Raw genomic sequence first — 20,532 nt, forward strand, 5'->3', positions numbered from 1 at the left:
CCACCCCCCAGGTCATCCCTTCGACAGGGGGCAACAGTCATACCGGGCCCGGAGGCCAGCGGCCCTCTTGCAGGACCACGAAGAACATAACGGGGGTAACACATGCCACAGTGGTTTAGGCCAAAGCTTCCTGAGGGACCGCTCCGGGTCTTCAACCGCGAGTTGCACGCTCTGCACGGCAAAGCGGGATACCCATCAGCCCGAAAGCTCTACCTAGCCGTGGGGAAGGTCGTCAGCCACACAAACATCCACCATGCCTTCGTGAAGTCCACTCTGCCGTCGTGGGGCGTGGTCGAAGTGGTTGTGGAGCAGTTAGCTCACCAAGCTAGACCACGCCTTGCGGCCGAATCTGAGGTCAACCGCTTCAAGACTCTGTGGGACGAGGCGCATGCCTCACTTTCTGGCGGCTCACAGCCAGCCGACAGTCCCACGCCGCAGTCAGCGAGTGAAGATGAGTTGCCATCCGAAACTGTTCGCCCGACCTTTGTCCCCAGTGCCTTCACAAGCCGTAACGGACTGATTCACCAGGCGATCATGGATCTCCACGAGGCGGGGAAGCCCGTGGGAGTACCACAAGTTGCCGCAGAGCTGGAACGGCGCGGGCAGCTCGAATTCTGCGGCGGCGAAGACTACCTGTTCGAGTGCGTAAAGGTTGCCATCAAGGGCGCCTACGAGGCACGCATGAGCATCCCTGAGTTTGCTGCCCTGAACGCGCGGAAGGTCCGCGCTGCCGCAGACGCGCGCGAGGAACTAATGGCCTCGGTGTTCGACCCTTCCAACGCCGAACGGCTGGGGAGGGCAATCGACCGGGTCACCGAGACGCACCCACACTGGGCGCGCCAGCAGGCGGGAAAGGCACCATCGTCCTGACTCCTCCCCTCCGGGAGCACCTGGTCAACAGTAAGAGGCCAGGGAGAGATCCTGGTCCACTACTGGTCCACACGCGGTGATCTACAACGCGATAGAGCCGGATCAGGGTGAGACAGGACCCATGCAGAAGGGGTACCTCTGACGAGAGGCACCCCTTCTGACCTGCAAGGTTCATGACCTACTGCGGAGGGTGTGGGATTTGAACCCACGGTGACATCGCTGCCACGACGGTTTTCAAGACCGTTCCCTTAGGCCGCTCGGGCAACCCTCCCCGCGTCGCCGACCAGCGGTGACGCGCAGGTCAGCCTAGCCGGTCCGGGGCGGTTCGGGTGGCGGAAGGGGGCAGCCGACCTCCGTGAGGTGTGCTGCCCCCCGTGTTACCGCCGCTCGTGTCCCGTGACGTCGGCCGGCCGTGTCCCGTGCCGTCAGCTGTCGCCCTTGCGGGCTCCCAGCGTGACCGGCACCGTGTGCTCCTTGCCGTCGCGCTTGTAGGTCAGGTCGACCCGGTCGCCCGGCTTGTGCGTCCAGATGGTGCTGATCAGCGTCGGGCCGCTGTCGATCACCGTCTGGTCGAGCTTGGTGATCACGTCGCCCGGCTTCAGTCCCGCCTTGGCGGCCGGGCCGCCCGGGGTGACCGGGTCGGTGCCGCCGTTGCCGTTCTGCGAGATCCGGGCGCCGTCGTCGCTCTGCTCGCGCATGTCCACCTGGACACCGATCACCGGGTAGACCGGCTGGCCGGTCCGGATCAGGTTCTCGGCGACGCGCTTGGCCTGGTTGATCGGGATCGCGAAGCCGAGGCCGATGCTGCCGGACTGCTGCGTCTCGCCGCCGAAGCCGCCGCCGCTGCCGGCCGACTGGATCGCCGAGTTGATGCCGATCACGGCGCCCTCGGCGTTCAGCAGCGGGCCGCCGGAGTTGCCCGGGTTGATGGACGCGTCCGTCTGCAGCGCGCTCATGTACGAGGCGTTGTTGCTGCCGCCGTCGCTGGAGGCGACGGGGCGGTTCTTGGCGCTGATGATGCCGGTGGTGACCGTGCCGGCCAGGCCGAACGGGGCGCCGATGGCGATCGTGGCGTCGCCCACCGCGACCCGCTTGTCGGAGTCGCCGAGCGGCAGCGGGTTGAGCTTCGCGTCCGAGGCGTTCTTGAGCTTGATCACCGCGACGTCGTAGCCCTTGGCGCGGCCGATCACCTCGGCGGCGTACTTCTTGCCGTCCGAGAAGGTCGCGGTCAGCTTGCCCCCGTCGGCGGCGGAGGCCACCACGTGGTTGTTGGTGAGGATGTGGCCCTGCTTGTCGTAGACGAAGCCGGTGCCGGTGCCGGCCTCGCCCTGGCTGCCCTGGGCCTCGATGGTGACGACGCTCGGCAGGGCGCGTTGCGCTATGCCCGAGACGGACTTGGGCGAGCGGTTGAGCGCCTGCGGGTCCCCGGAGGTGGAGACCGTGGTCGACCCCGTGCTGTCCTCCTGGTTCGCCGCGAAGTAGCCGATGCCGCCACCGACACCGCCCGCGACCAGCGCCGCGGCCAGGACCGCGGCGACGATCCCGCCGGTCCGCCGGCGCGGCCCGCCGGGCGGGGGCGGCACGGGACCGCCGCCCCAGCCGCCACCGGGCGGCGGCGGCCAGGCCTCACCGCCGGAGCCGCCGGGCGCCCCCGGCGCCCCGTGCCCGTACGGCGTGCCCGGAGGGGGCATCGCACCGGGCGGCTGCGGGCCCTGCGGACCGCCGGCCGAGGACATCACGGGGTGTTCGGCCGTCCGGGGGACGGAGTCGCCGTACGCCGGGTCCGCGGCCGGGCCGCCCGTCACCGGAAGCTGCGCCGTCCGCTCCGTGCCGCCCGCGGCGCCGGGAGGGGCCGGCGGCGCCGCCGGAACGGGCGGCGTGGGCTGCGCCGGCTCCGCGGGCGGCACGGAGTCTGTGCTCGGTGCGCCGGTCGCGGACGCGGGCGTCGCGCCCGGCGTCTCGGGCGCCGACGGCGGCCCCGCCACAGGCGGAACGGCGGCGCCCTCGTTCTCGGTGCTCACAGCTTTCTCCTCAGATGCACGACAGTCACGACAGTCTTGGGTCACGGCCCACGGATGCCAGTCTCGGGAAACAGCATTTCCCACCTTGCGTCAGACCACCGTAAGCAGTGACAGCGGCACGGACCGCCATCCTTTATCCCGGACGAAACGGACGCATCCGCAGTCGTGGGACCGAACGCGGGACCGGGGACCGTAGGAGCGGTACCCCGCCGGGCGGTGGCACCATAACGCGGTGACCTATGCGCACCCGGCCCACGACCTCCGTCCGGGGCCGCACACGATCTCCGTGGTGGCTCACCGGGGGGCGTCCCAGGATGCCCCGGAGCACACCCTGGCCGCCTACCGCAAGGCCATCGAGGACGGGGCCGACGCCCTGGAGTGCGACGTACGGCTCACCGCGGACGGCCATCTCGTCTGCGTGCACGACCGGCGGGTCAACCGGACCTCGAACGGCCGGGGCGCGGTGTCCGCCCTGGAGCTCTCGGACCTCGCCGCGCTGGACTTCGGCTCCTGGAAGGACCGGGACGAGTCCCCGGAGTGGGACGAGTCCCACGACTGGGAGCGCACCTCCGTCCTCACCCTCGAACGCCTCCTGGAGCTCGTCGCGGACGCCGGGCGCCGGGTGGAACTGGCCATCGAGACCAAGCACCCCACCCGCTGGGCGGGCCAGGTCGAGGAGCGGCTTCTGGAGCTGCTGCGCCGGTTCGGCCTCGACACACCGCCCCCGGACGAGCCCTCGGCCGTCCGGGTCATGAGCTTCTCGGCGCGCTCCCTGCAGCGCGTGCACTTCTGGGCACCGGAGATCCCGACCGTCTACCTCCTGCAGTTCCTCGCGCCCCGGTACCGCGACGGACGGCTGCCCTCCGGGACCCTCATCGCCGGGCCCAGCATCCGCATCCTGCGGAACCACCCGGACTACGTGGCCCGGGCGCACCGGGCGGGCAACCGCGTCCACGTCTGGACCGTCGATTCCCCCGCCGACGTGGAGCTCTGCGCCCGGCTCGGGGTGGACGCCGTCATCACCAACCGCCCGCGGCAGGTGCTGTCCCAGCTCGGCCGCCGGTGACGCCCGGTTCGTCCGGCCGGGGAGTGCACCGGCGCGTTCGCCCTCGGCCACGACGGCGACCGGTGCCCCAGGGGATCGCAGTTGGCCGGTTTCCGGCGCCCCGTAGGAGGGCATCCATCCCGTGGCATGGGGCAAAGGAGGTCTCGGGGGTGGCGTTGTTGGTGGCACACGAGGTGCCGACGTCGTCGATCATGGCCGTACCTCATGGCCCAGCGGGCGTGGGTGCGGCGCGACGTGCGATGCGTGAGGGACTCCTGATGAGCGGAGTGCCCGATGGGGTCGTCGACGATGCGGTGCTGGTTCTCTCCGAACTCCTCAGCAACGCCTGCCGGCACGGCCGGCCGCTGTGCGGCGACGGCACCGGGACCGGGTCCGACGAGGTGCGCATGGCCTGGCGGTTGGACGAATTCGGCCGGGTGACCGTCGAGGTGACCGATGGCGGGGGGCCCACCCGGCCACTTCCGGCCACTCCCTCGGTGACGGCCCGCGGCGGCCGGGGGCTCAACATCATCAGGGCCGTCGCTCAGGACTGGGGCGTCCGGGACGAGATGCCCGGGGAGGTCACGGTGTGGGCCACGTTGCCGCCGGCGGCCCCGTCCGACGTCATGTCTACGCGCGTGGTTGTGCCGGCGCTGGACATCGCCGGGCTGCTGGAGGATCTCGCCTAGGCCCTCGACCGGCCCCTCGCACCCGGGCAAGGCTCGCCGGACAAGCAGGGCCGGCTCGCAGGACAGGGCGCGTCGGACAAGCGGGGCTCGCCGGACAGGGGCCGACCGCATCCGCCCCGCACACCGTCCCCCGGGGCGCCGTCCCCCGGGGCGCCGTCCCCCGGGGCGCCGTCCCCCGGCCCGGCCCGGCCCCGACCGGAAGCGGAAACGGAACCGGAAGCGGAGCCGCCACCGGAAACGGAACCGGAGCCCCGCCCCGCGGGGGCGCTCCCCGGCGGCCCGTGCTCCGGCCCGGAGCGCCGCGCGGCGGCGAGCGGCAACTCCCCCGGCTCCCGAAGGACTAGGCTCGGCGGCCGAGAACCACGGCCGCGACCGCGGCCACGACCACCGCCGCACCCGGGAGACACCCCCACCATGGCCAAGAAGCGCCCTCAGACAAAGGCCGGCAGGACGTCCGGCGCCCAGGTCTCCACCGGAGAGATTCCGGTCGTCGGCGCCCGCGAGCCGTGCCCCTGCGGTTCGGGCCGCCGCTACAAGGCGTGTCACGGACGAGCCGCCGCACAGGCCGTGACCGAGCTCGTCCAGCGCCCCTTCGAGGGACTGCCCGCCGAGTGCGACTGGGTCGCGCTGCGCGAGCTGGTGCCCGCCGCGACCGTGGAACTGCCCCTCAGGGGCGGCCTGCCGGAGGGCGTCCCGTCCGTCACCCTGGCGACCGTGCTGCCGATGGCGTGGCCCGCGCTGCGCCGGGACAGCGGCGCCGTCCTGCTGGGCCTGCAGAACGACACGGCGTCCGGCGACATCAGCCGTGACCTCGCCGATGTGCTGAAGCGTGCGCTGGAGGCCGCGCCGGGCACTCCGGTGGCCGCGCAGCGCGTCCCCGCCGACGGCCCGCGGCTGCAGGACCTGCTCGACCCGGCCGGTGCATTCGAGCCGGTCGTGCACACCGGCTTCGAGTTCTGGCTGGAGAGCGCCGAGCAGTCCACCCCTGAGGTGGCCGCCTCCCTGGAGCGGGCGAACGAGGCCGCGATCCCGACCGTCCGGCTCTCCGGTGTCGAGGCCGCGTACTGGTGCGAGACCCCGGAGAAGAACCACCTGCGCTGGGTGATGGACCACCCCGAGGAGAAGCTGCTCGACGCCCTGGCGCGGCTGCACGCCTCCGGTGCCTCCTCGCTGGGCGAAGGCACCCGGCTGGTGGGCTCGTTCCGGGCGCACGGCCTCATCGTGCCGGTGTGGGACCTGCCGGGCTCGGTCCGCGCGGACGACGTCGAGAAGCCCGCCGAGGCCTTCGGGGAGCGGCTCACCGAGGCGCTCGGCTCGCAGGCGCCCCTGACCGCCGAGGAGCGCCGGGCCCGTGGCGGACTCACCAACCGGCAGGTGACCCTCAGCTGAGAACCACCGGACGACCCGTGGAGTGACTCAGGTCACAACTCCACCTACTGAACAGTAAATCGTCGTCCGAATTTCCGCGATCGAATTTGCGAACAGCAGATCTCTTGTTACGGTTCTTGAAGCCCGGTCGCTGGTGCATCCCCCGTCGCCAGCGACCGGGCGTTTCCATGCCCGGCGCCGGCCGGCTCCCCGGAGCTCGCCGCGCGGGACCCCCAACGGGCCGCTCCCACCGGGGAATTGCTTCCCGAACGCAGCAGCAGCCGCTCCCCGTCCGCGGACACGAGCTCGGCGACCGCCCCGTACGGCAGGCCCTGGTCCACGGGCCCTCGCACCGGCGCACGCCCGGTCTGGCACACCCCGCCGGCGTTCCCGGCTTCCCCGGAGCAATGCACCCGAACGGTCCGGCCGTCCGGCCGCATCAGGGTCAGGACGACGCTCGGCGCGCGGCCGGCGGCGCTCCGGTAGTAGGTGCGGCCCCACAGCTCCCGGCCCTCCCGCAGGACGCAGGTCTGCGCCTCGACGCCCTCGCGGCCGGTGAGTTCGGGTCCGCACACGGAGATGACACGCCCCTGGTCAGCGGCGTGGAGGGCGCGCTTCCGCGGATCGGCCGGAGGCAGCGGCAGGGCGCCCGCGACAGCGGATCCCGGGTCCCGGCCGCGGGCCCCGCCCCCGCCCGGCGACTCGGATTCCGGTACGCCCGGCACCTCGGATTCCGGTACGCCCGGCACCTCGGGTTCCGGTACGGCCGGCGCGGCGGTCCGGGCCGGCGGGCGGCCGGCCCCGGCGGCCGGCGCGGGCCCCGCCGACGCGGCGGCCTGGGGCAGGACGGCGGCCACCAGCACCGCGCCCACCAGGGCGGTCATGCGACGGTGCGCCCCGCCCGGATCCGCCGCACGCTCCATGGAATCCCCCTCCAACTCGCCGATGACGCCTGCCGATCGGCAGAACGTACCGGCCGGGGACGGTCTCATCGGACCGCGCTGGGCCGAACCGGGGACAACGCGGCCCGCCTCGCACTCGGAGGAGTGAAGACGGGCCGTGAGGGTACGAATTCGGTCAAGTCTCAGTAGGCGAGCCGACTGCTCTCGTCCGGGGTCCCGGTGCTCGCCTCCACGAGTGCGTGCACGACCGCCTCGACATCGGGCAGCCACGGCGCGGCCGACCCGGGCAGCGGCGCACGCTCCCAGCCCACCCGGCCGGCGCCGGTCTGGGACGGCGGCAGCACCAGATAGCCGCCCTCGCCGTGGAACCGAAGCGAGCTGGGCACCCACTCCTGGCTGTGCAGCAGCTCGCCCAGCACCTCGAGCGAGTACGGCGCCACCAGGATCGACCAGCGGGTGGGCGACGCGACCACCGGGCCGAGCCGGATGCCCCGGCGGTCGAGCTCGGTCAGGGCCTGTGCGGCCGCGGTCGCGGGGAGGCTCACCGCGCAGGGCGCCTTGCCGCCGGTGGCCAGCACGATCGGGGCGTCGGGGCGGTTCTCCCACCACCAGCGGACCATGCGGGCGTCGGTCGTGGCCGCGAACAGGCCGGGGTCGAAGGGGTGCGCACCGGGCACCACGCAGTCGGGGTGCGGGCAGTTGCAGCCGCGCACGCGGCTGCCGCCGGACCGGATCCCCACGCCGGGGAGTACGGGCCACTGCCACTCGGTGGCGCACAGCAGCGCCGCGCCGAGCATCGCCCGCTTCCCGCTGCGCCTCCGCCCGAGCAGGAGCCTGCGTCGCCTGCCGAGGATCTCGCGCATGAGCGCTCGTTCCTTTCCGTTGAGGGGTCCTTGCACGATGCCCGCCCGGGTCGCGCGGCCCGGCACCGCACCTCGCCGCGTTGCCGAACAGTCCTGGCAGCGGAGCCACCGGGACTCTCCGGCGCCTTGCGATGCACGGCACCGGACCACGCGACCTCATCGGGCGCTCATCGTGCAAGGACCCCTGACGCCGAGGGCTGTATCCAATCGCGTTCGTCGCACGCTGTGCCGGGTGTGCGTACCGCTACCGGATTCACCGGATGAACCTGGTCTACCGATCGATGCTGCTTGCGATGCTGCTGGGCAGTACGTGGGGCTCCGGGAGTACGTTCAGTCCGTTCACACCACGTGGATCGTGCGTCACTGCTCGTTCAAGGCAGCGCATCATGTCGCGGGCCGAGCGTGGAACATGGCGAAGGGTGGCGATCGCCTGGCGTTTGCCGCCCCTCTGCGGTCCTCGTCCCTCGGGGACGGGAGGCCATCGCCGGATAGGACGCTCAAGGCCGCCGCGGGGTTCCGGGGCGCCCCCAACTGCCCCTGCCCTTCCCGAGTACGTACCCACCTCGGTGGATATGACGCGTTGTCGAGTGCCCTCAGTCGACCGCAAATTGCCGACCGACGGGCATTTTTTCAGCCAACTTGGGTCCACCATAGACACCAACAAGCCTGCCCGCACCATGCTGGACACGCCCCACGGCTGCGTGTAGATGTGGAGGCATTGATAGCGGCGCAGCATGACATGGGGGTTTGCGATGCTATTGCGAAAAATGCACCGCCGGACCGGCCACACAACACCACTCGGCAAAAGCCTGCGCTTCCGCACAAATAGGACACCCCTCTCGGCCGATTCGGCCCAGTGGCCGGATATGCCGCAGTCCAGGGGCGAAAGTCGCCAGCCATGAACGCCCCGCACGTGCCGAAAGTGGCCGGAATCAAGCCAGCACTTCCCGCCCCGGCGCATAATCCCGACGCCTCTCCCCCCCAGCCCCCGGCGGAGAGTGGCTCCCCGGTGGCCGGCGCCCAGGACGTCCGCCCGGTCGAGCACCTCGCCGCCGTCCAGGACCGCCTCGCCGGCTGGATCTCCGATCTCACCACGCTGCACGAACTCACCGAGCGGCTGGCCCGTACCGGGACCCTCGACAGCGCGCTGCACGAGCTGCTGCGCGCCGGCGCCGCCCTCGTCGGCGCCCGCCGCGGCATGATCGTCCTGGAGCCCGCCGACGGCCAGGGGCCGGACACCACCGTCGGGCTCGGCCTCGGCCCCGCGGACCTCGGCACCATCGAAACCATCCCCCGCAGCTCCGCCTCCTACGGGCGGATCCTCGACGGCCTGCCCCCCGAGGGCGGCGCCCGCCCCGGGCAGCTCGACGAGGTCGCCCACCCCGACCTGCGGAACGAGCCGGACCTGGACCCGCGGCACCGCGAGGTCGCCGCCCGTCTCGGCTACGCCGCCAGCTACGCCGTCCCCCTCGCCACCGAGGCCGCCGGCCGGCTCGGCGCCGCGGTCTGGCTCTACGACGAGCCGACCGAGCCGGTGGAGCGGCAGCGCCACCTCATCGGCCTGTACACCCGCTACGCGACCGAGCAGCTCGCCCGCCACCTGGAGCTGACCCGCGCCCGGGCGACCGCCGACACCCTCCGCGACGAACTGCTGCCCAGCCGGCTGCCCCGGGTCGGCGGGGTGCGGCTGGCCGTCCGGCACCGCACCGGTCCGCAGGGCGGCGGCGACTGGTACGACGCCCTGCCCCTGCCGGAGGGCGCCCTCGGTCTCGCCGTCGGCGGCGTCAGCGGCTCCGGACCCAGCGCCGTCGCCGCGATGGGACGGCTGCGCGCCTCGCTGCGGGCGTACGCGGTGATGGAAGGGGAGGATCCGGTCGCCGTCCTCTCCGATCTCGAACTGCTGCTGCGGCTGACCGAGCCCGCCCGCTCGGCGACCGCCCTGTTCATCCACTGCGAGCAGCGCACCCTGCTGATGGCCGGGGCCGGGCACTGCCCGCCGCTGATCGTCGGCGACCGGCGCACCGAGTTCGTGGAGACCTCCCTGTCCGCGCCGCTGGGCATGCTCTCCTGCTGGGAGGCGCCCAGCGTCGAGTTCGAGGCCGCGCCGGGAGAAACGCTGCTGCTGTACAGCGACGGGCTGCTGCACCGCACCGGCGAGCCGATGGACCGGGCGTTCGCACGGCTGCACGCCGCCGCGGCGAGCGTGCCCCGGTCCGTCCGGGACGATCCCGACGCCGTCGCCGACCACGTGCTGCGCACCGTCCTGCCGGACGGCCGGGACGCGGCGGACAGCCCGGAGGACGTCGTCCTCCTCGCCGTTCACTTCGAGGACGCGGGAGCCGCCGCCCGGTGACCGCCCGGGCCGCCCCGGACGCCCCGCCCTCCGGGGGCGCAGAGGGGCGCACTACCGGGCCGGCCACTGCCCGCGCCCTGCTCCGGTCGTCCTGCCGGAGCAGGTGCCCCCGCCCATACGATGGTCGGGGTCCCCCAGCCGCAGGCCAGGGGACGGTCCGAGTCGAGGAGGAATCCGTGACCGAGCAGCCCGCGCCCGCGAACCCGGAGGGCGACGAGCCCATCAAGCAGCGGAAGAACGGCCTGTACCCAGGCGTCTCCGACGAGCTTGCCGAGAACATGAAGAGCGGCTGGGCCGACACCGAGCTGCGGAACCTGCAGCCCGTCGAGCAGGCGCCGCACGCGGCGCGCCGCCGCGCCGCGCTCTCCGCCCGCTTCCCCGGCGAGCGCCTGGTCGTTCCCGCGGGCAACCTCAAGACGCGGTCGAACGACACCGAGTACGCCTTCCGCGCGTCCACCGAGTACGTGCATCTGACCGGTGACCAGACCCACGACGGCGTACTCGTCCTGGACCCGGTGGACGGCGGGCACACCACGACGCTCTACCTGCTGCCGCGCTCCGACCGGGAGAACGGCGAGTTCTGGCTCGACGGCCAGGGCGAACTGTGGGTGGGCCGCCGGTACAGCCTCGCCGAGAGCGCGCAGCTGCTCGGGGCGGAGTGCCGGGACGTGCGCAGGGCCGCCGACGAGCTCGCCGCCGCGGCCGGTCCGGTCCGCATCGTCCGGGGCCACGACGCCGGGCTGGAGGAGGCGCTGGCCGACCGGCTCGACGCCGACCGCGACGAGGAGCTGCGGATCTTCCTCAGCGAGCTGCGCCTGGTCAAGGACGAGTTCGAGATCGGGCAGCTGCAGGCGGCGGTCGACTCCACGGTGCGCGGCTTCGAGGACGTGGTGAAGGTCCTCGACAAGGCGGAGGCGACCTCCGAGCGGTACATCGAAGGAACGTTCTTCCTGCGCGCCCGGGTCGAGGGCAACGACATCGGCTACGGCTCCATCTGCGCCGCCGGACCGCACGCCACCACCCTGCACTGGGTGCGCAACGACGGCCCGGTCCGCGCGGGCGAGCTGCTGCTGCTGGACGCCGGCGTGGAGACCCACACCCTCTACACCGCCGACGTCACCCGCACCCTGCCGGTCAACGGCCGCTTCACCGAGCTCCAGCGCCGGATCTACGACGCGGTGTACGAAGCGCAGGAGGCCGGCATCGCGGCCGTCCGGCCGGGCGCGAAGTACCGCGACTTCCACGACGCCGCGCAGCGGGTGCTCGCGACCCGGCTGGTGGAGTGGGGTCTGGTCGAGGGCCCGGTGGAGCGCGTGCTGGAGCTGGGGCTGCAGCGCCGCTGGACGCTGCACGGCACCGGCCACATGCTCGGGCTGGACGTGCACGACTGCGCGGTGGCCCGCCGGGAGAGCTACGTGGAGGGCACCCTGGAGCCGGGCATGTGCCTCACGGTCGAACCCGGGCTGTACTTCCAGACCGACGACCTGACCGTCCCGGCGGAGTACCGGGGCATCGGCGTCCGGATCGAGGACGACATCCTGGTGACCGAGAGCGGCAGCCGCAATCTGTCGGCCGCCCTGCCGCGCACCGCCGACGACGTCGAGTCCTGGATGGCCCGCCTCAAGGGCTGAGCCCGCCCCGATGCCGGACGACGGCCGGGTCCCCGGACGGGGGCCCGGCCGTTTCCGTCGGGTGGGACACCAGGACGGGACGCACCACGCATCTCAGTCATGCCGGGGCCGTCGGCGAAGCGGTGACGTGGGGGCCGGGGGCGGTGCGTCCCCGGCCCGCGGGCTCCAGGGGTTCCGGGGTGCCGGGCTCCGGTGTCGCCCCGGCCCTGCGCCGCCCTGCCGCTGAAGGCGGTCAGGACGCCTTCAGCAGCGCGTCCTCACGCCACTTGAGGATCTTGTCGAAGCTCACCACCGCGCCGCGGCCCGGTCTGTTCCGGACGTGGACGTGGTCGGCGAGCGCCTCGATGAGGCACAGGCCCCGGCCGTTCTCCGCCTGGGTGTCCGGCTGGGCGGGCGCCATCAGCGGCGCGCGGAGGGCTCGGGGGCGCACCGTCCGCGCCGCGGGAAAGCCCGGCCCCGAGTCGGTGACCTCGATCCGGCACTTCTCGCCGTCCAGATAGGCGGTGACGCGGTACACCCCGGGTGAGCCGTCGGGTGACGTTCCCCCGCCGTGCTCGACTGCGTTCGCACACGCCTCCGTGAGCGCGATCGACAGGTCGAAGGAGATGTCCGGATCGACCCCCGCGGTCTCCATGGTTCCCAAGAGGAGCCGCCGGGCGAGCGGAACGCTCGCAGCCTCGCGCCGCAAGTGGAGGGACCACCAGATGCTCATGCTCCAGCCTCCTGGCTGCGGCTCGACATACCGATACGTATTGCCCCACCGATCGGCCCGTAAGCGTGCAATGGGCGTGACTACGCTCATTCAGCGGATGCGCGGGGTCATGACATCGGTGTATGGCGACGGGCCGTGCGCTCCCCCACGCCCCCCACCCCTGCCGTCCGGAGCGGGCGGGTGCGGTGGGATGATGGCGCGGCCATGTCTGCCCCCGTCGCGCGCGTCGGCGCCGATCTGCGACTGCTCAGGGCCGCGGTGTTCGCCGCGGTCTGCGTCGCGCTGTCCATGGCGGGGCACGCGCTGGCGTCCTGTTCGGGCGTTCCCGCCTGGACCCTGATCACCGGCTTCCTCCTGGTCCTCGTGGCGGCCGCGCCGCTCGCCGGGCGGGAGCGCACGCTGCCGGGGATCTCCGCCGGTCTGGCGGTCGGCCAGTCGGCCCTGCACGGGCTGTTCTGGCTGGGCCAGCAGGCCGCGTCGGCCCCCGCGCCGCCCGCCGGGCGGCCCTCGAACAGCGCGCTGATCTCGTTCGCCGCCCGGCTGGTGTGCGGCGGGGACGCCGGTCCGGTGCGGCTCACCGCCGCCGAGGCCCGGCGGATCATCAGCACCTCCGGCCCGGACCACCTGGCCCACACCGCCGGAGCCCACGCCGCCGGGGCCCACGGGGCGGCCGCAGGGGCGGCGCACGCCGCCGTGCCGGCCCCGCCGCCCGGTGTCGGGGACCTGGTCCCGTCGCTGCCGATGCTGCTGGGCCATCTGCTCGCGGCGGTCGCGCTGGGGCTGCTGCTCAGGCGCGGTGAGGCCGCGCTCTTCCGGCTGGTCCGGCTGTCCGCGCGGGGCGTCTCGGAAGGCCTCGCGGAGGGGGCGCTCGTTCGTTCGCTGCGCGCCGCCCTTGTGCTTGTACGCGCCCTCCATGCCGGGCTTCCCGGATCGCCCGCCGCCCTGCCGCCCGTTCCTCCGGCCCACGGGACCGGAAAGGCCGGGCCGCGGTCACTCGTCCTGGAGCACTCCGTCAGCCGCCGGGGTCCGCCGGACGCCGTCCTCGCGGCCTGACGCGGCACCCCCCGGGAACCGGTACCTCCGGCTCATCCGTCGGGAGGTTTGTCGCGCCGCAGCCGTACGCGCGCAGATCACCGACCGATCCTTCCTGTGGAGTGTCCGCAAACCATGAACCTCTCTCGTCTTTCCCTCGTCGGCGGCGTCACCGCCGGTTCCGTCCTGCTCCTCGCCGGCCCGGCCTTCGCCCACGTCACCGTGGAGCCCGGCGAGGCCGAGAAGGGCGGCTTCGCCACCATCGCCGTCAAGGTGCCCAACGAGCGGGACAACGCCTCGACCGACAAGCTCGAGCTCAACCTCCCGGCCGACCACCCGCTCGCCTCGGTGATGCCGGAGCCGGTGCCGGGCTGGGACGTCAAGGTCACCAAGGAGAAGCTCGACAAGCCCATCGAGATGCACGGCGAGAAGATCACCGAGGCCGTCACCAAGGTGACCTGGACCGGCGGGAAGATCGGGCCGGGCCAGTTCCAGCGGTTCCCGCTCGCCGTCGGCCAGCTGCCGGAGAACACCGACCAGCTGGTGTTCAAGGCCATCCAGACCTACGACAACGACGAGACCGTGCGCTGGATCGAGGCGCCCAAGGAGAACGGCGAGGAGCCGGAGAGCCCGGCACCGGTGCTGGCGCTCACCGAGCCCACCGGCGAGGGCCACTCCCACGGCTCCCCGGCGGACGCCAAGGGCGGCCACGACCACGGCTCCGGGTCCGAGGAGTCCGGCCACAGCGAGAAGGCCGCCGCCGGCAGCGACTCCACCGCGCGGGTGCTCGGCGTGGTGGGCATCGTCATCGGCGCCGCCGGGCTGGCCTTCGGCTTCCTCGCCGGCCGCCGCCGCTCCTCCTGACCCGCCGCACCGGGCCCGCACACCACCAACCGGGGTATCTCTCCATGCGCAAGACCAGCCTGACCGCCGCCGCGCTCGCCGCGGCGGCGGCCCTCACCCTGTCCGCCTGCGGAGGCGGCGACGACGAGTCCTCGTCGGTCGCCGAGGTCTCCGCGGGACCGACCAAGGCCGCGACCGTCCTCGACAACCCGCTCGACAAGCCGGATCTCGTCCTGACGGACACCGACGGCAAGAAGTACGACTTCATCAAGGAGACCAAGGGCCACCCGGTCCTGCTCTACTTCGGCTACCGGCACTGCCCGGACGCCTGCCCCTTCACCATGAGCAACATCTCCCTCGCCCTGCGGAAGCTGTCGCCGGCGGAACGGAAGGAGCTGCGCGTCGTCTTCGTCAGCTCCGACCCGAAGCGGGACACCCCGAAGGAGCTCGGCAAGTGGCTGGCCCAGAACGACAAGTCGTTCATCGGGCTCACCGGCGACTTCGACACCATCCAGGCGGGCGCCCGCGCCGTCAACATCTACCTGGACCAGCCCAAGAAGGTGAAGGGGACCTGGGTCTCCTCGCACAGCCCCCGGGTCGTCGCCTTCTCCCCGAAGGACGACAAGGGCCACGCGATCTACGACAAGGACACCACGGCGGACGAGTACGCCAAGGACCTTCCGAAGATCATCAAGGGCGGGACACCGTGACCCGGCGGCGCAGCGCCCTCGCCGCGGCCGTGACGCTCACCACCGGACTGGCGCTGGGGGGCTGTTCCGGTTCGGGTGCCGAACTGAAGGCGGAGGGCGCGTACGTGCCCCAGCCGGTGATGGCCGACATGGCGAGCGGCTATGTCGTCGTCCGGAACACCGGTGACACCGCCGACAAGCTGACCTCGGTCACCAGCGACTTCGCCGGTGACGTGACGATGCACCGGACCGTCGGCAACACGATGCGCCAGGTGTCGTCGCTGAAGGTCCCCGCGGGCGGTGAGCTCCGGCTCGCCCGCGGCGGCACCCATCTGATGTTCATGAAACTCGAACACAAGCCGGCCAAGGGGGAGAAGGTGTCCGTGGTGCTCCACTTCGCCGCCTCGGACCCGATCACGCTGGAGGTCCCCGTCGTGGCGACCAACTACACCCCGGACAAGTGAGGGACTGACGCCATGCCAGCCGCCGCCCCCTCCCTGGACCGCCGCTCCGCGCGCTCCGCGGCCGTGACGCTGCTGCTGCTCGCGGCGGCGCTGCTCGGCTCGTTGCTCGCCGGCGCCTCCCCGGCCTCGGCGCACGCCGCGCTGACCGGCAGCGATCCCAAGCAGGGGGCGGTGGTCGGCAGCGCGCCGAAGGAGGTGAGCCTCACCTTCTCCGAGGGCGTCGCCCTGTCGGACGACTCGATCCGCGTGCTGGACCCGAAGGGCAAGCGCGTGGACACCGCCAAGGTGCGCGATCTCGGCAGCGGGAACGCCGTCCGGTACGGGGTCGGACTGCGCTCCGGGCTGCCCGACGGCACCTACACCGTGGCGTGGCAGGCCGTCTCGGCCGACAGCCACCCGGTGGCCGGGGCGTTCACCTTCTCCATCGGGGCCCCGTCGAAGACCTCGGCGGGGGTGCCCGACCAGAAGCCGGGCGGCGGCCCGGTCGGTGCCCTCTACGCCATCGCCCGGTATCTCGCCTACGCGGGCTTCGTGGTGCTGGTCGGCGGCGCCGCCTTCCTGCTGGCCTGCTGGCCGGGCGGGGCCCGCGTCCGGGCGGTGCAGCGGCTGGTCGTCCAGGGCTGGGTCGCCCTGACCGCCTCCACCCTGGCGCTGCTGCTGCTCCGCACCCCGTACACCGGCTCGGGGAAGCTCGCCGACGCCTTCGACCTGGGCGGACTGCAGTCGGTCCTGGAGACCAAGACGGGGGCGGCGCTGGTCTCCCGGCTGCTGCTGCTCGCGGCGGCCGCGCTGTTCGTCGCGGTGCTGTTCGGGGCGTTCACCCGGCGCGAGGATCCCCGGGAACGCCGGGACCTCGCCGTCGGGCTGGGCATGGGCGGCACCGTCGTCGCGGCCGGGCTCGCCGCGACCTGGGCGCTCGCCGAGCACGCGTCGACCGGGCTCCAGCCCGGTGTGGCGATGCCGGTGGACGTCCTCCATCTGCTCGCGGTGGCCGCCTGGCTGGGCGGGCTGGCCACGCTGCTGGTCGCGCTGTACCGCGGCCCGGCCGTCGAACGGGCCGCGGTCCACCGCTTCTCCCGGGTGGCCTTCGGCAGCGTCGTCGTCCTCGCCGCGACCGGGGTGTACCAGTCCTGGCGCCAGGTGGGCTCGGTCAGTGCCCTGACCTCGACGTCGTACGGGCAACTGCTGCTCGTCAAGGTCGCGCTGGTGGCGGTGCTGCTCGCGGTCGGCTGGCTGTCGCGGCGCTGGACGGCGCGGCTCTCGGCGTCCGTGGCGCCCGAGGCGGAGGCCGCGCGGGTGCTCGAGGAGGGCGCGCGGGCGGCCGAGGAGGACGCGCGAGTGGCCGAGGAGGCGGCGGACACCGCGGCGGAGCGGGCCTCGGGCGGTGAAGCGGAGGAGGCTTCGGACGCCGGAGCGGAGCGTGTTCCGGACGCGGCGGCGGAGGTCTCGGACGCCGAGGCGGAGCCCGCCGACGAGATGGCGACCGTACCCGCCCGGGCGGGTGAGGCACGGGCCGGAGAGGCACCGGCCGGAGAAGCACGGGCTGGAGAGACACCGGCCGGGAACGCACCGGCCGGAGAGGCATCGGACGGCAAGGCCGCGGTGCCGGCTCCGGCAGCCGCCCCGGCCGGCGCGGCGCAGGCACCGGCCGACGGGACGGAGCCGGCGGACGGGACGGAGCCGACCGAGGGGACCGAGCAGCCGGCGGCCGGGGACCCGGACCCCGCGCCCGCCGACCCGAAGCGCGCCGCGCAGCTCGCCCGGCAGCGGTCCGCCCGGGAGACGGCCCGCAGCAAGCGCATCCGCGACGCCGACCCGGAGCGCTCCGGGCTGCGTCGCACGGTGCTCGCCGAGGCCGCCGTCGCGGTAGTGCTGCTGGCCGTGACCACCGCGCTGACCAGCACCGAACCGGGCCGCACGGAGGAAGCGGCCCGGTCCGGGAACGGTGCGCCCGTGGTGCCGGCGGTGCGCCGCGCCACGGCGACCATTCCCTTCGACACCGGGGGCGCGGACGGCAAGGGCACCGCCCGGCTCTCCCTGGAGCCCGGACTCACCGGTTCCAACACCCTGGACCTCAAGCTCCGCCGGCCGAACGGCAAGGCGCTGGACGTCCCGGAGGTGAAGCTCGCCTTCCGGCTGGACTCCCGTGACCTCGGGCCGCTGCCCATCCAGCCGTTCCATCTGGAGACCGGACACTGGGTGTCCAACCGCCTCCAGCTCCCGATGGCGGGCGAGTGGGAGGTGTCCCTGACCGTGCGCACCTCGGAGATCGACCAGGTGACCGAGACCAAGAAGATGAAGATCGGCTGATGACGGGCGCGAACGACTCCCAGGACACCTCCCGCCCGGAGGACTCCCCGGACCTGTCCCGGCCGGACGCCGGGGGCTTCTCCCGGCGGCGACTGCTCGGCACCGCGGGCGCGGCGGGCGCCGCCGGACTGGCCGCGGGCGCCGCGGGCGGTGTGCTCGGCGGGAGCGCGGCCCGGGAGGAGGCCCCGGCGCTGGCGACGGTGGGTTCCAGCGCGGTCTCCTTCCACGGCCGGCACCAGCCGGGCATCACCACGCCGCTGCAGGCCGCCGGCCACCTCGCGGCGTTCGACCTGGCCCCCGGAGCGGACCGGAAGGCGGCGGCCGCGCTGCTGCGGCGCTGGTCGCGGACGGCCGAGACGCTGATGGCGGGCCGCCCGACGGCGGACGACACCGGCGTCGCCCTCGACGCCGGGCCGTCCTCCCTGACGGTGACCTTCGGCTTCGGCCGGACCTTCTTCGGCCGCACCGGACTGGAGAAGCAGCGCCCACTGGCCCTGGATCCGCTGCCGGACTTCAGCTCGGACGCGCTGGACCCCGAGCGCAGCAACGGGGACCTGTGGGTGCAGATCGGCTCGAACGACGCGCTGGTCGCCTTCCACGCCCTGCGGGCGCTGCAGAAGGACACCGGGGACACCGCCCGGCTGCGCTGGCAGATGAACGGCTTCAACCGGGCGCCCGGTGCCACCTCCCATCCGATGACGGCCCGCAATCTCATGGGGCAGGTCGACGGCACCAAGAACCCGAAGCCCACGGACAAGAACTTCGCGCAGCGGATCTTCGTGCCGTCGGGCGGCGAACCGTCCTGGATGGCGCACGGCTCGTACGCGGTGGTCCGGCGCATCCGGATGCTGCTCGACGACTGGGAGAAGCTGCCCGTCGGCAAGCAGGAGCAGGTCATCGGGCGGCGGAAGTCCGACGGCGCCCCGCTCACGGGCGGCACCGAGACGACGCCGATGGACCTGGAGAAGCGGGACGCCTCGGGCGGGATCGTGATCCCGGCCGACGCGCACGCCCGGATCTCCGCGCCGGAGGCGAACGGCGGGGCGGCCATGCTGCGGCGCCCGTTCTCCTTCCACGACGGCTTCGACGGCGACGGGACCCCGGACGCCGGGCTGCTCTTCATCGCCTGGCAGGCCGATCCGTACCGGGGCTTCGTGCCGGTGCAGCGCAAGCTGGACCGGGGCGACGCCCTGTCGCGGTTCATCCGGCACGAGGCGAGCGGTCTGTTCGCCGTACCGGGCGGCTGCGCCCCGGGCGAGTACGTGGGGCAGCGGCTGCTGGAGGGGTGACGGACCGGGGCGGCCGTCGGGCCGTGGGGCCGTCCCCCGTGCGGGTCCCGGCTGCCGGACGCGGCACCGGCCGGTACGGGGGCTGGGTATCGTGGCAAGCACCGGACCGGGGTCCCGTTCCGGGGCCTCGCCTCGGAAGACCCCCCGCCGCACACAGGGGATGGGCGTCCCCCGATCCAAGGGAGCCACGCACGATGTCGGCCAGCCGCTACACCTACCTCGGGCCCGAAGGCACCTTCACGGAGGCCGCCCTGCGGACTCTGCCGGAGGCCGCGACCCGCGAGCTGGTCCCGATGGTGTCGGTGCCCGCGGCGCTGGACGCCGTGCGGTCCGGGGAGGCGGGCGGCGCACTGGTGCCGATCGAGAACTCGGTGGAGGGCGGCGTCACCGCGACCCTCGACGAGCTGGCCACCGGCGCGCCGCTGATGATCTATCGCGAGGTGCTGCTGCCGATCGCGTTCGCCCTGCTGGTACGGCCGGGAACCGCGCTGTCGGACGTGAAGACGGTGACCGGTCACCCGGTGGCCCAGCCGCAGGTGCGCAACTGGCTGGGCAGGCATCTGCCGGACGCCCTGTGGGAGTCGGCCGCCTCGAACGCCGACGGGGCACGGCTGGTGCAGGAGGGCCGGTACGACGCGGCGTTCGCGGGCGAGTTCGCGGCACCGAGGTACGGGCTGGAGCCCCTGGTCACCGAGATCCACGACGCCGAGAACGCGGCGACGCGCTTCGTCCTGGTCGGACGCCCGGCCCGGCCGGCGGCGCGGACCGGTGCGGACAAGACGTCCGTGGTGATCTGGCTGGGCGACGACCACCCGGGCGCGCTGCTCGAACTGCTCCAGGAGTACTCGGCGCGCGGGGTGAACCTGATGCGGATCGAGTCGCGGCCCACGGGCGAGGGCATCGGCCGGTACTGCTTCTCGGTGGACTGCGAGGGGCACATCACGGACCGGCGGGTGGGCGAGGCCCTGATGGGCCTGAAGCGGATCTGCCCGAACGTCCGCTTCCTGGGGTCGTATCCGCGGGCCGGGGTGGACCCGACGGATGTGGCGGCGCTGCGGCACGGCACCTCCGACCGTGAGTTCTCCGCGGCGTCGGACTGGCTGACCCGCTGCCTCGACGGCCGCTCCTGACGCCGCCGGTCTGACGCCGCCGGTCCTGAACACTGCCATTCCTGAACACCGCCGGCCTGACGCAGGCGCCCCGGCCGCCGCCCCTGCCGACCGCCGCCGTCGCCGACCGCTTTCGGATCTCCGAAGGCGGCTGCTCCTGACGTCTCGTCGCTCCCGCGGACGGGCCGGCCCCGAGGTCTCCGTGCTCACCGCGGACGGCCGGTCCCGGTGCCTCCCGGCGCTCCGTGGCGGGTGCCCGGCGGTGCCCCAGCGGTGTTCACCGAGTTATCCACCGAGTTATCCACAGGCCCGGTTCTCGACCTGGGGACAAGTCGACACGCG

The 20,532-nt window shown here is 73.3% G+C and carries 17 protein-coding genes and 1 tRNA gene; 13 read left to right on the plus strand and 5 right to left on the minus strand.

All coding sequences use genetic code 11. The features are described from left to right. Window positions 1-261: 261 nt before the first annotated feature. Window positions 262-870, plus strand: coding sequence for a DnaB-like helicase N-terminal domain-containing protein (locus ACFYYR_RS17660; RefSeq protein ID WP_388853580.1), 609 nt, complete (start codon window positions 262-264; stop codon window positions 868-870). A 184-nt stretch (window positions 871-1,054) separates the two neighbouring features. On the opposite strand, the gene ACFYYR_RS17665 is transcribed toward ACFYYR_RS17660, so the two are convergent. Beyond that, a tRNA-Ser gene (locus ACFYYR_RS17665) sits at window positions 1,055-1,141 on the minus strand. Window positions 1,142-1,295: 154 nt separating this feature from the next. After that, on the minus strand, window positions 1,296-2,891 hold the full coding sequence (locus ACFYYR_RS17670) for a S1C family serine protease (RefSeq protein ID WP_388853583.1): 1,596 nt from the start codon (window positions 2,889-2,891) through the stop codon (window positions 1,296-1,298). 232 nt (window positions 2,892-3,123) lie between these two features. Here ACFYYR_RS17670 and ACFYYR_RS17675 point away from each other — a divergent pair, with 232 nt between their 5' ends. The 3 genes from ACFYYR_RS17675 (at window position 3,124) to ACFYYR_RS17685 (ending at window position 6,014) form a co-directional block, all read left to right on the plus strand. Beyond that, window positions 3,124-3,957, plus strand: coding sequence for a glycerophosphodiester phosphodiesterase family protein (locus tag ACFYYR_RS17675; RefSeq protein ID WP_388853586.1), 834 nt, complete (start codon window positions 3,124-3,126; stop codon window positions 3,955-3,957). A 257-nt stretch (window positions 3,958-4,214) separates the two neighbouring features. After that, window positions 4,215-4,625: an ATP-binding protein gene (locus tag ACFYYR_RS17680; protein ID WP_388853589.1), complete on the plus strand. Its 411-nt coding sequence runs from the start codon at window positions 4,215-4,217 to the stop codon at window positions 4,623-4,625. Between the two features lie 414 nt (window positions 4,626-5,039). Then, entirely contained in the window at window positions 5,040-6,014 is a 975-nt protein-coding gene (locus tag ACFYYR_RS17685; protein WP_388853592.1) for a DUF5926 family protein, read from the plus strand. A 107-nt stretch (window positions 6,015-6,121) separates the two neighbouring features. Here ACFYYR_RS17685 and ACFYYR_RS17690 read toward each other — a convergent pair whose 3' ends face one another. Both ACFYYR_RS17690 and ACFYYR_RS17695 read right to left on the minus strand, forming a co-directional pair. Next, window positions 6,122-6,916 carry a hypothetical protein gene (locus ACFYYR_RS17690; RefSeq protein WP_388853595.1) on the minus strand — a complete coding sequence of 265 codons (795 nt, stop codon included), beginning with the start codon at window positions 6,914-6,916 and terminating at the stop codon, window positions 6,122-6,124. Window positions 6,917-7,077: 161 nt separating this feature from the next. Then, window positions 7,078-7,758 carry a bifunctional DNA primase/polymerase gene (locus tag ACFYYR_RS17695; protein ID WP_388853598.1) on the minus strand — a complete coding sequence of 227 codons (681 nt, stop codon included), beginning with the start codon at window positions 7,756-7,758 and terminating at the stop codon, window positions 7,078-7,080. 898 nt (window positions 7,759-8,656) lie between these two features. On the opposite strand from ACFYYR_RS17695, the gene ACFYYR_RS17700 reads away from it, so the two are divergent. Both ACFYYR_RS17700 and ACFYYR_RS17705 read left to right on the plus strand, forming a co-directional pair. Then, window positions 8,657-10,111: a PP2C family protein-serine/threonine phosphatase gene (locus ACFYYR_RS17700; protein ID WP_388853601.1), complete on the plus strand. Its 1,455-nt coding sequence runs from the start codon at window positions 8,657-8,659 to the stop codon at window positions 10,109-10,111. Between the two features lie 176 nt (window positions 10,112-10,287). Beyond that, the gene (locus tag ACFYYR_RS17705) at window positions 10,288-11,742 is read left to right on the plus strand and encodes an aminopeptidase P family protein (RefSeq protein ID WP_388853604.1); all 1,455 of its coding nucleotides are present in this window, start codon (window positions 10,288-10,290) and stop codon (window positions 11,740-11,742) included. Between the two features lie 232 nt (window positions 11,743-11,974). On the opposite strand, the gene ACFYYR_RS17710 is transcribed toward ACFYYR_RS17705, so the two are convergent. After that, the gene (locus ACFYYR_RS17710; RefSeq protein ID WP_388853607.1) at window positions 11,975-12,454 is read right to left on the minus strand and encodes an ATP-binding protein; all 480 of its coding nucleotides are present in this window, start codon (window positions 12,452-12,454) and stop codon (window positions 11,975-11,977) included. Window positions 12,455-12,658: 204 nt separating this feature from the next. On the opposite strand from ACFYYR_RS17710, the gene ACFYYR_RS17715 reads away from it, so the two are divergent. From ACFYYR_RS17715 to pheA, 7 genes are all read left to right on the plus strand, one after another. After that, window positions 12,659-13,507 (plus strand): hypothetical protein, encoded by an 849-nt coding sequence (locus tag ACFYYR_RS17715; RefSeq protein WP_388853610.1) that lies wholly within the window; start codon window positions 12,659-12,661, stop codon window positions 13,505-13,507. Window positions 13,508-13,621: 114 nt separating this feature from the next. Beyond that, a complete protein-coding gene (locus tag ACFYYR_RS17720) occupies window positions 13,622-14,350 on the plus strand; it encodes a YcnI family protein (RefSeq protein WP_388853613.1) in 729 nt (242 codons plus the stop codon). 44 nt (window positions 14,351-14,394) lie between these two features. After that, window positions 14,395-15,039 (plus strand): SCO family protein, encoded by a 645-nt coding sequence (locus tag ACFYYR_RS17725; RefSeq protein WP_388853616.1) that lies wholly within the window; start codon window positions 14,395-14,397, stop codon window positions 15,037-15,039. Continuing rightward, window positions 15,036-15,482, plus strand: coding sequence for a copper chaperone PCu(A)C (locus ACFYYR_RS17730; RefSeq protein WP_388853619.1), 447 nt, complete (start codon window positions 15,036-15,038; stop codon window positions 15,480-15,482). The genes ACFYYR_RS17725 and ACFYYR_RS17730 overlap by 4 nt, the downstream gene beginning before the upstream one ends. Before the next feature lie 12 nt (window positions 15,483-15,494). Beyond that, window positions 15,495-17,792, plus strand: coding sequence for a copper resistance protein CopC (locus ACFYYR_RS17735; protein WP_388853622.1), 2,298 nt, complete (start codon window positions 15,495-15,497; stop codon window positions 17,790-17,792). Further along, entirely contained in the window at window positions 17,792-19,081 is a 1,290-nt protein-coding gene (efeB, locus tag ACFYYR_RS17740) for an iron uptake transporter deferrochelatase/peroxidase subunit (RefSeq protein ID WP_388853625.1), read from the plus strand. The genes ACFYYR_RS17735 and efeB overlap by 1 nt, the downstream gene beginning before the upstream one ends. 194 nt (window positions 19,082-19,275) lie before the next feature. After that, window positions 19,276-20,211 carry a prephenate dehydratase gene (gene pheA / locus ACFYYR_RS17745; protein ID WP_388853628.1) on the plus strand — a complete coding sequence of 312 codons (936 nt, stop codon included), beginning with the start codon at window positions 19,276-19,278 and terminating at the stop codon, window positions 20,209-20,211. The last annotated feature ends 321 nt before the right edge of the window (window positions 20,212-20,532 follow it).

The sequence above is a fragment of the Streptomyces sp. NPDC001922 genome (assembly GCF_042891165.1).
Taxonomy (GTDB): Bacteria; Actinomycetota; Actinomycetes; order Streptomycetales; family Streptomycetaceae; genus Streptomyces.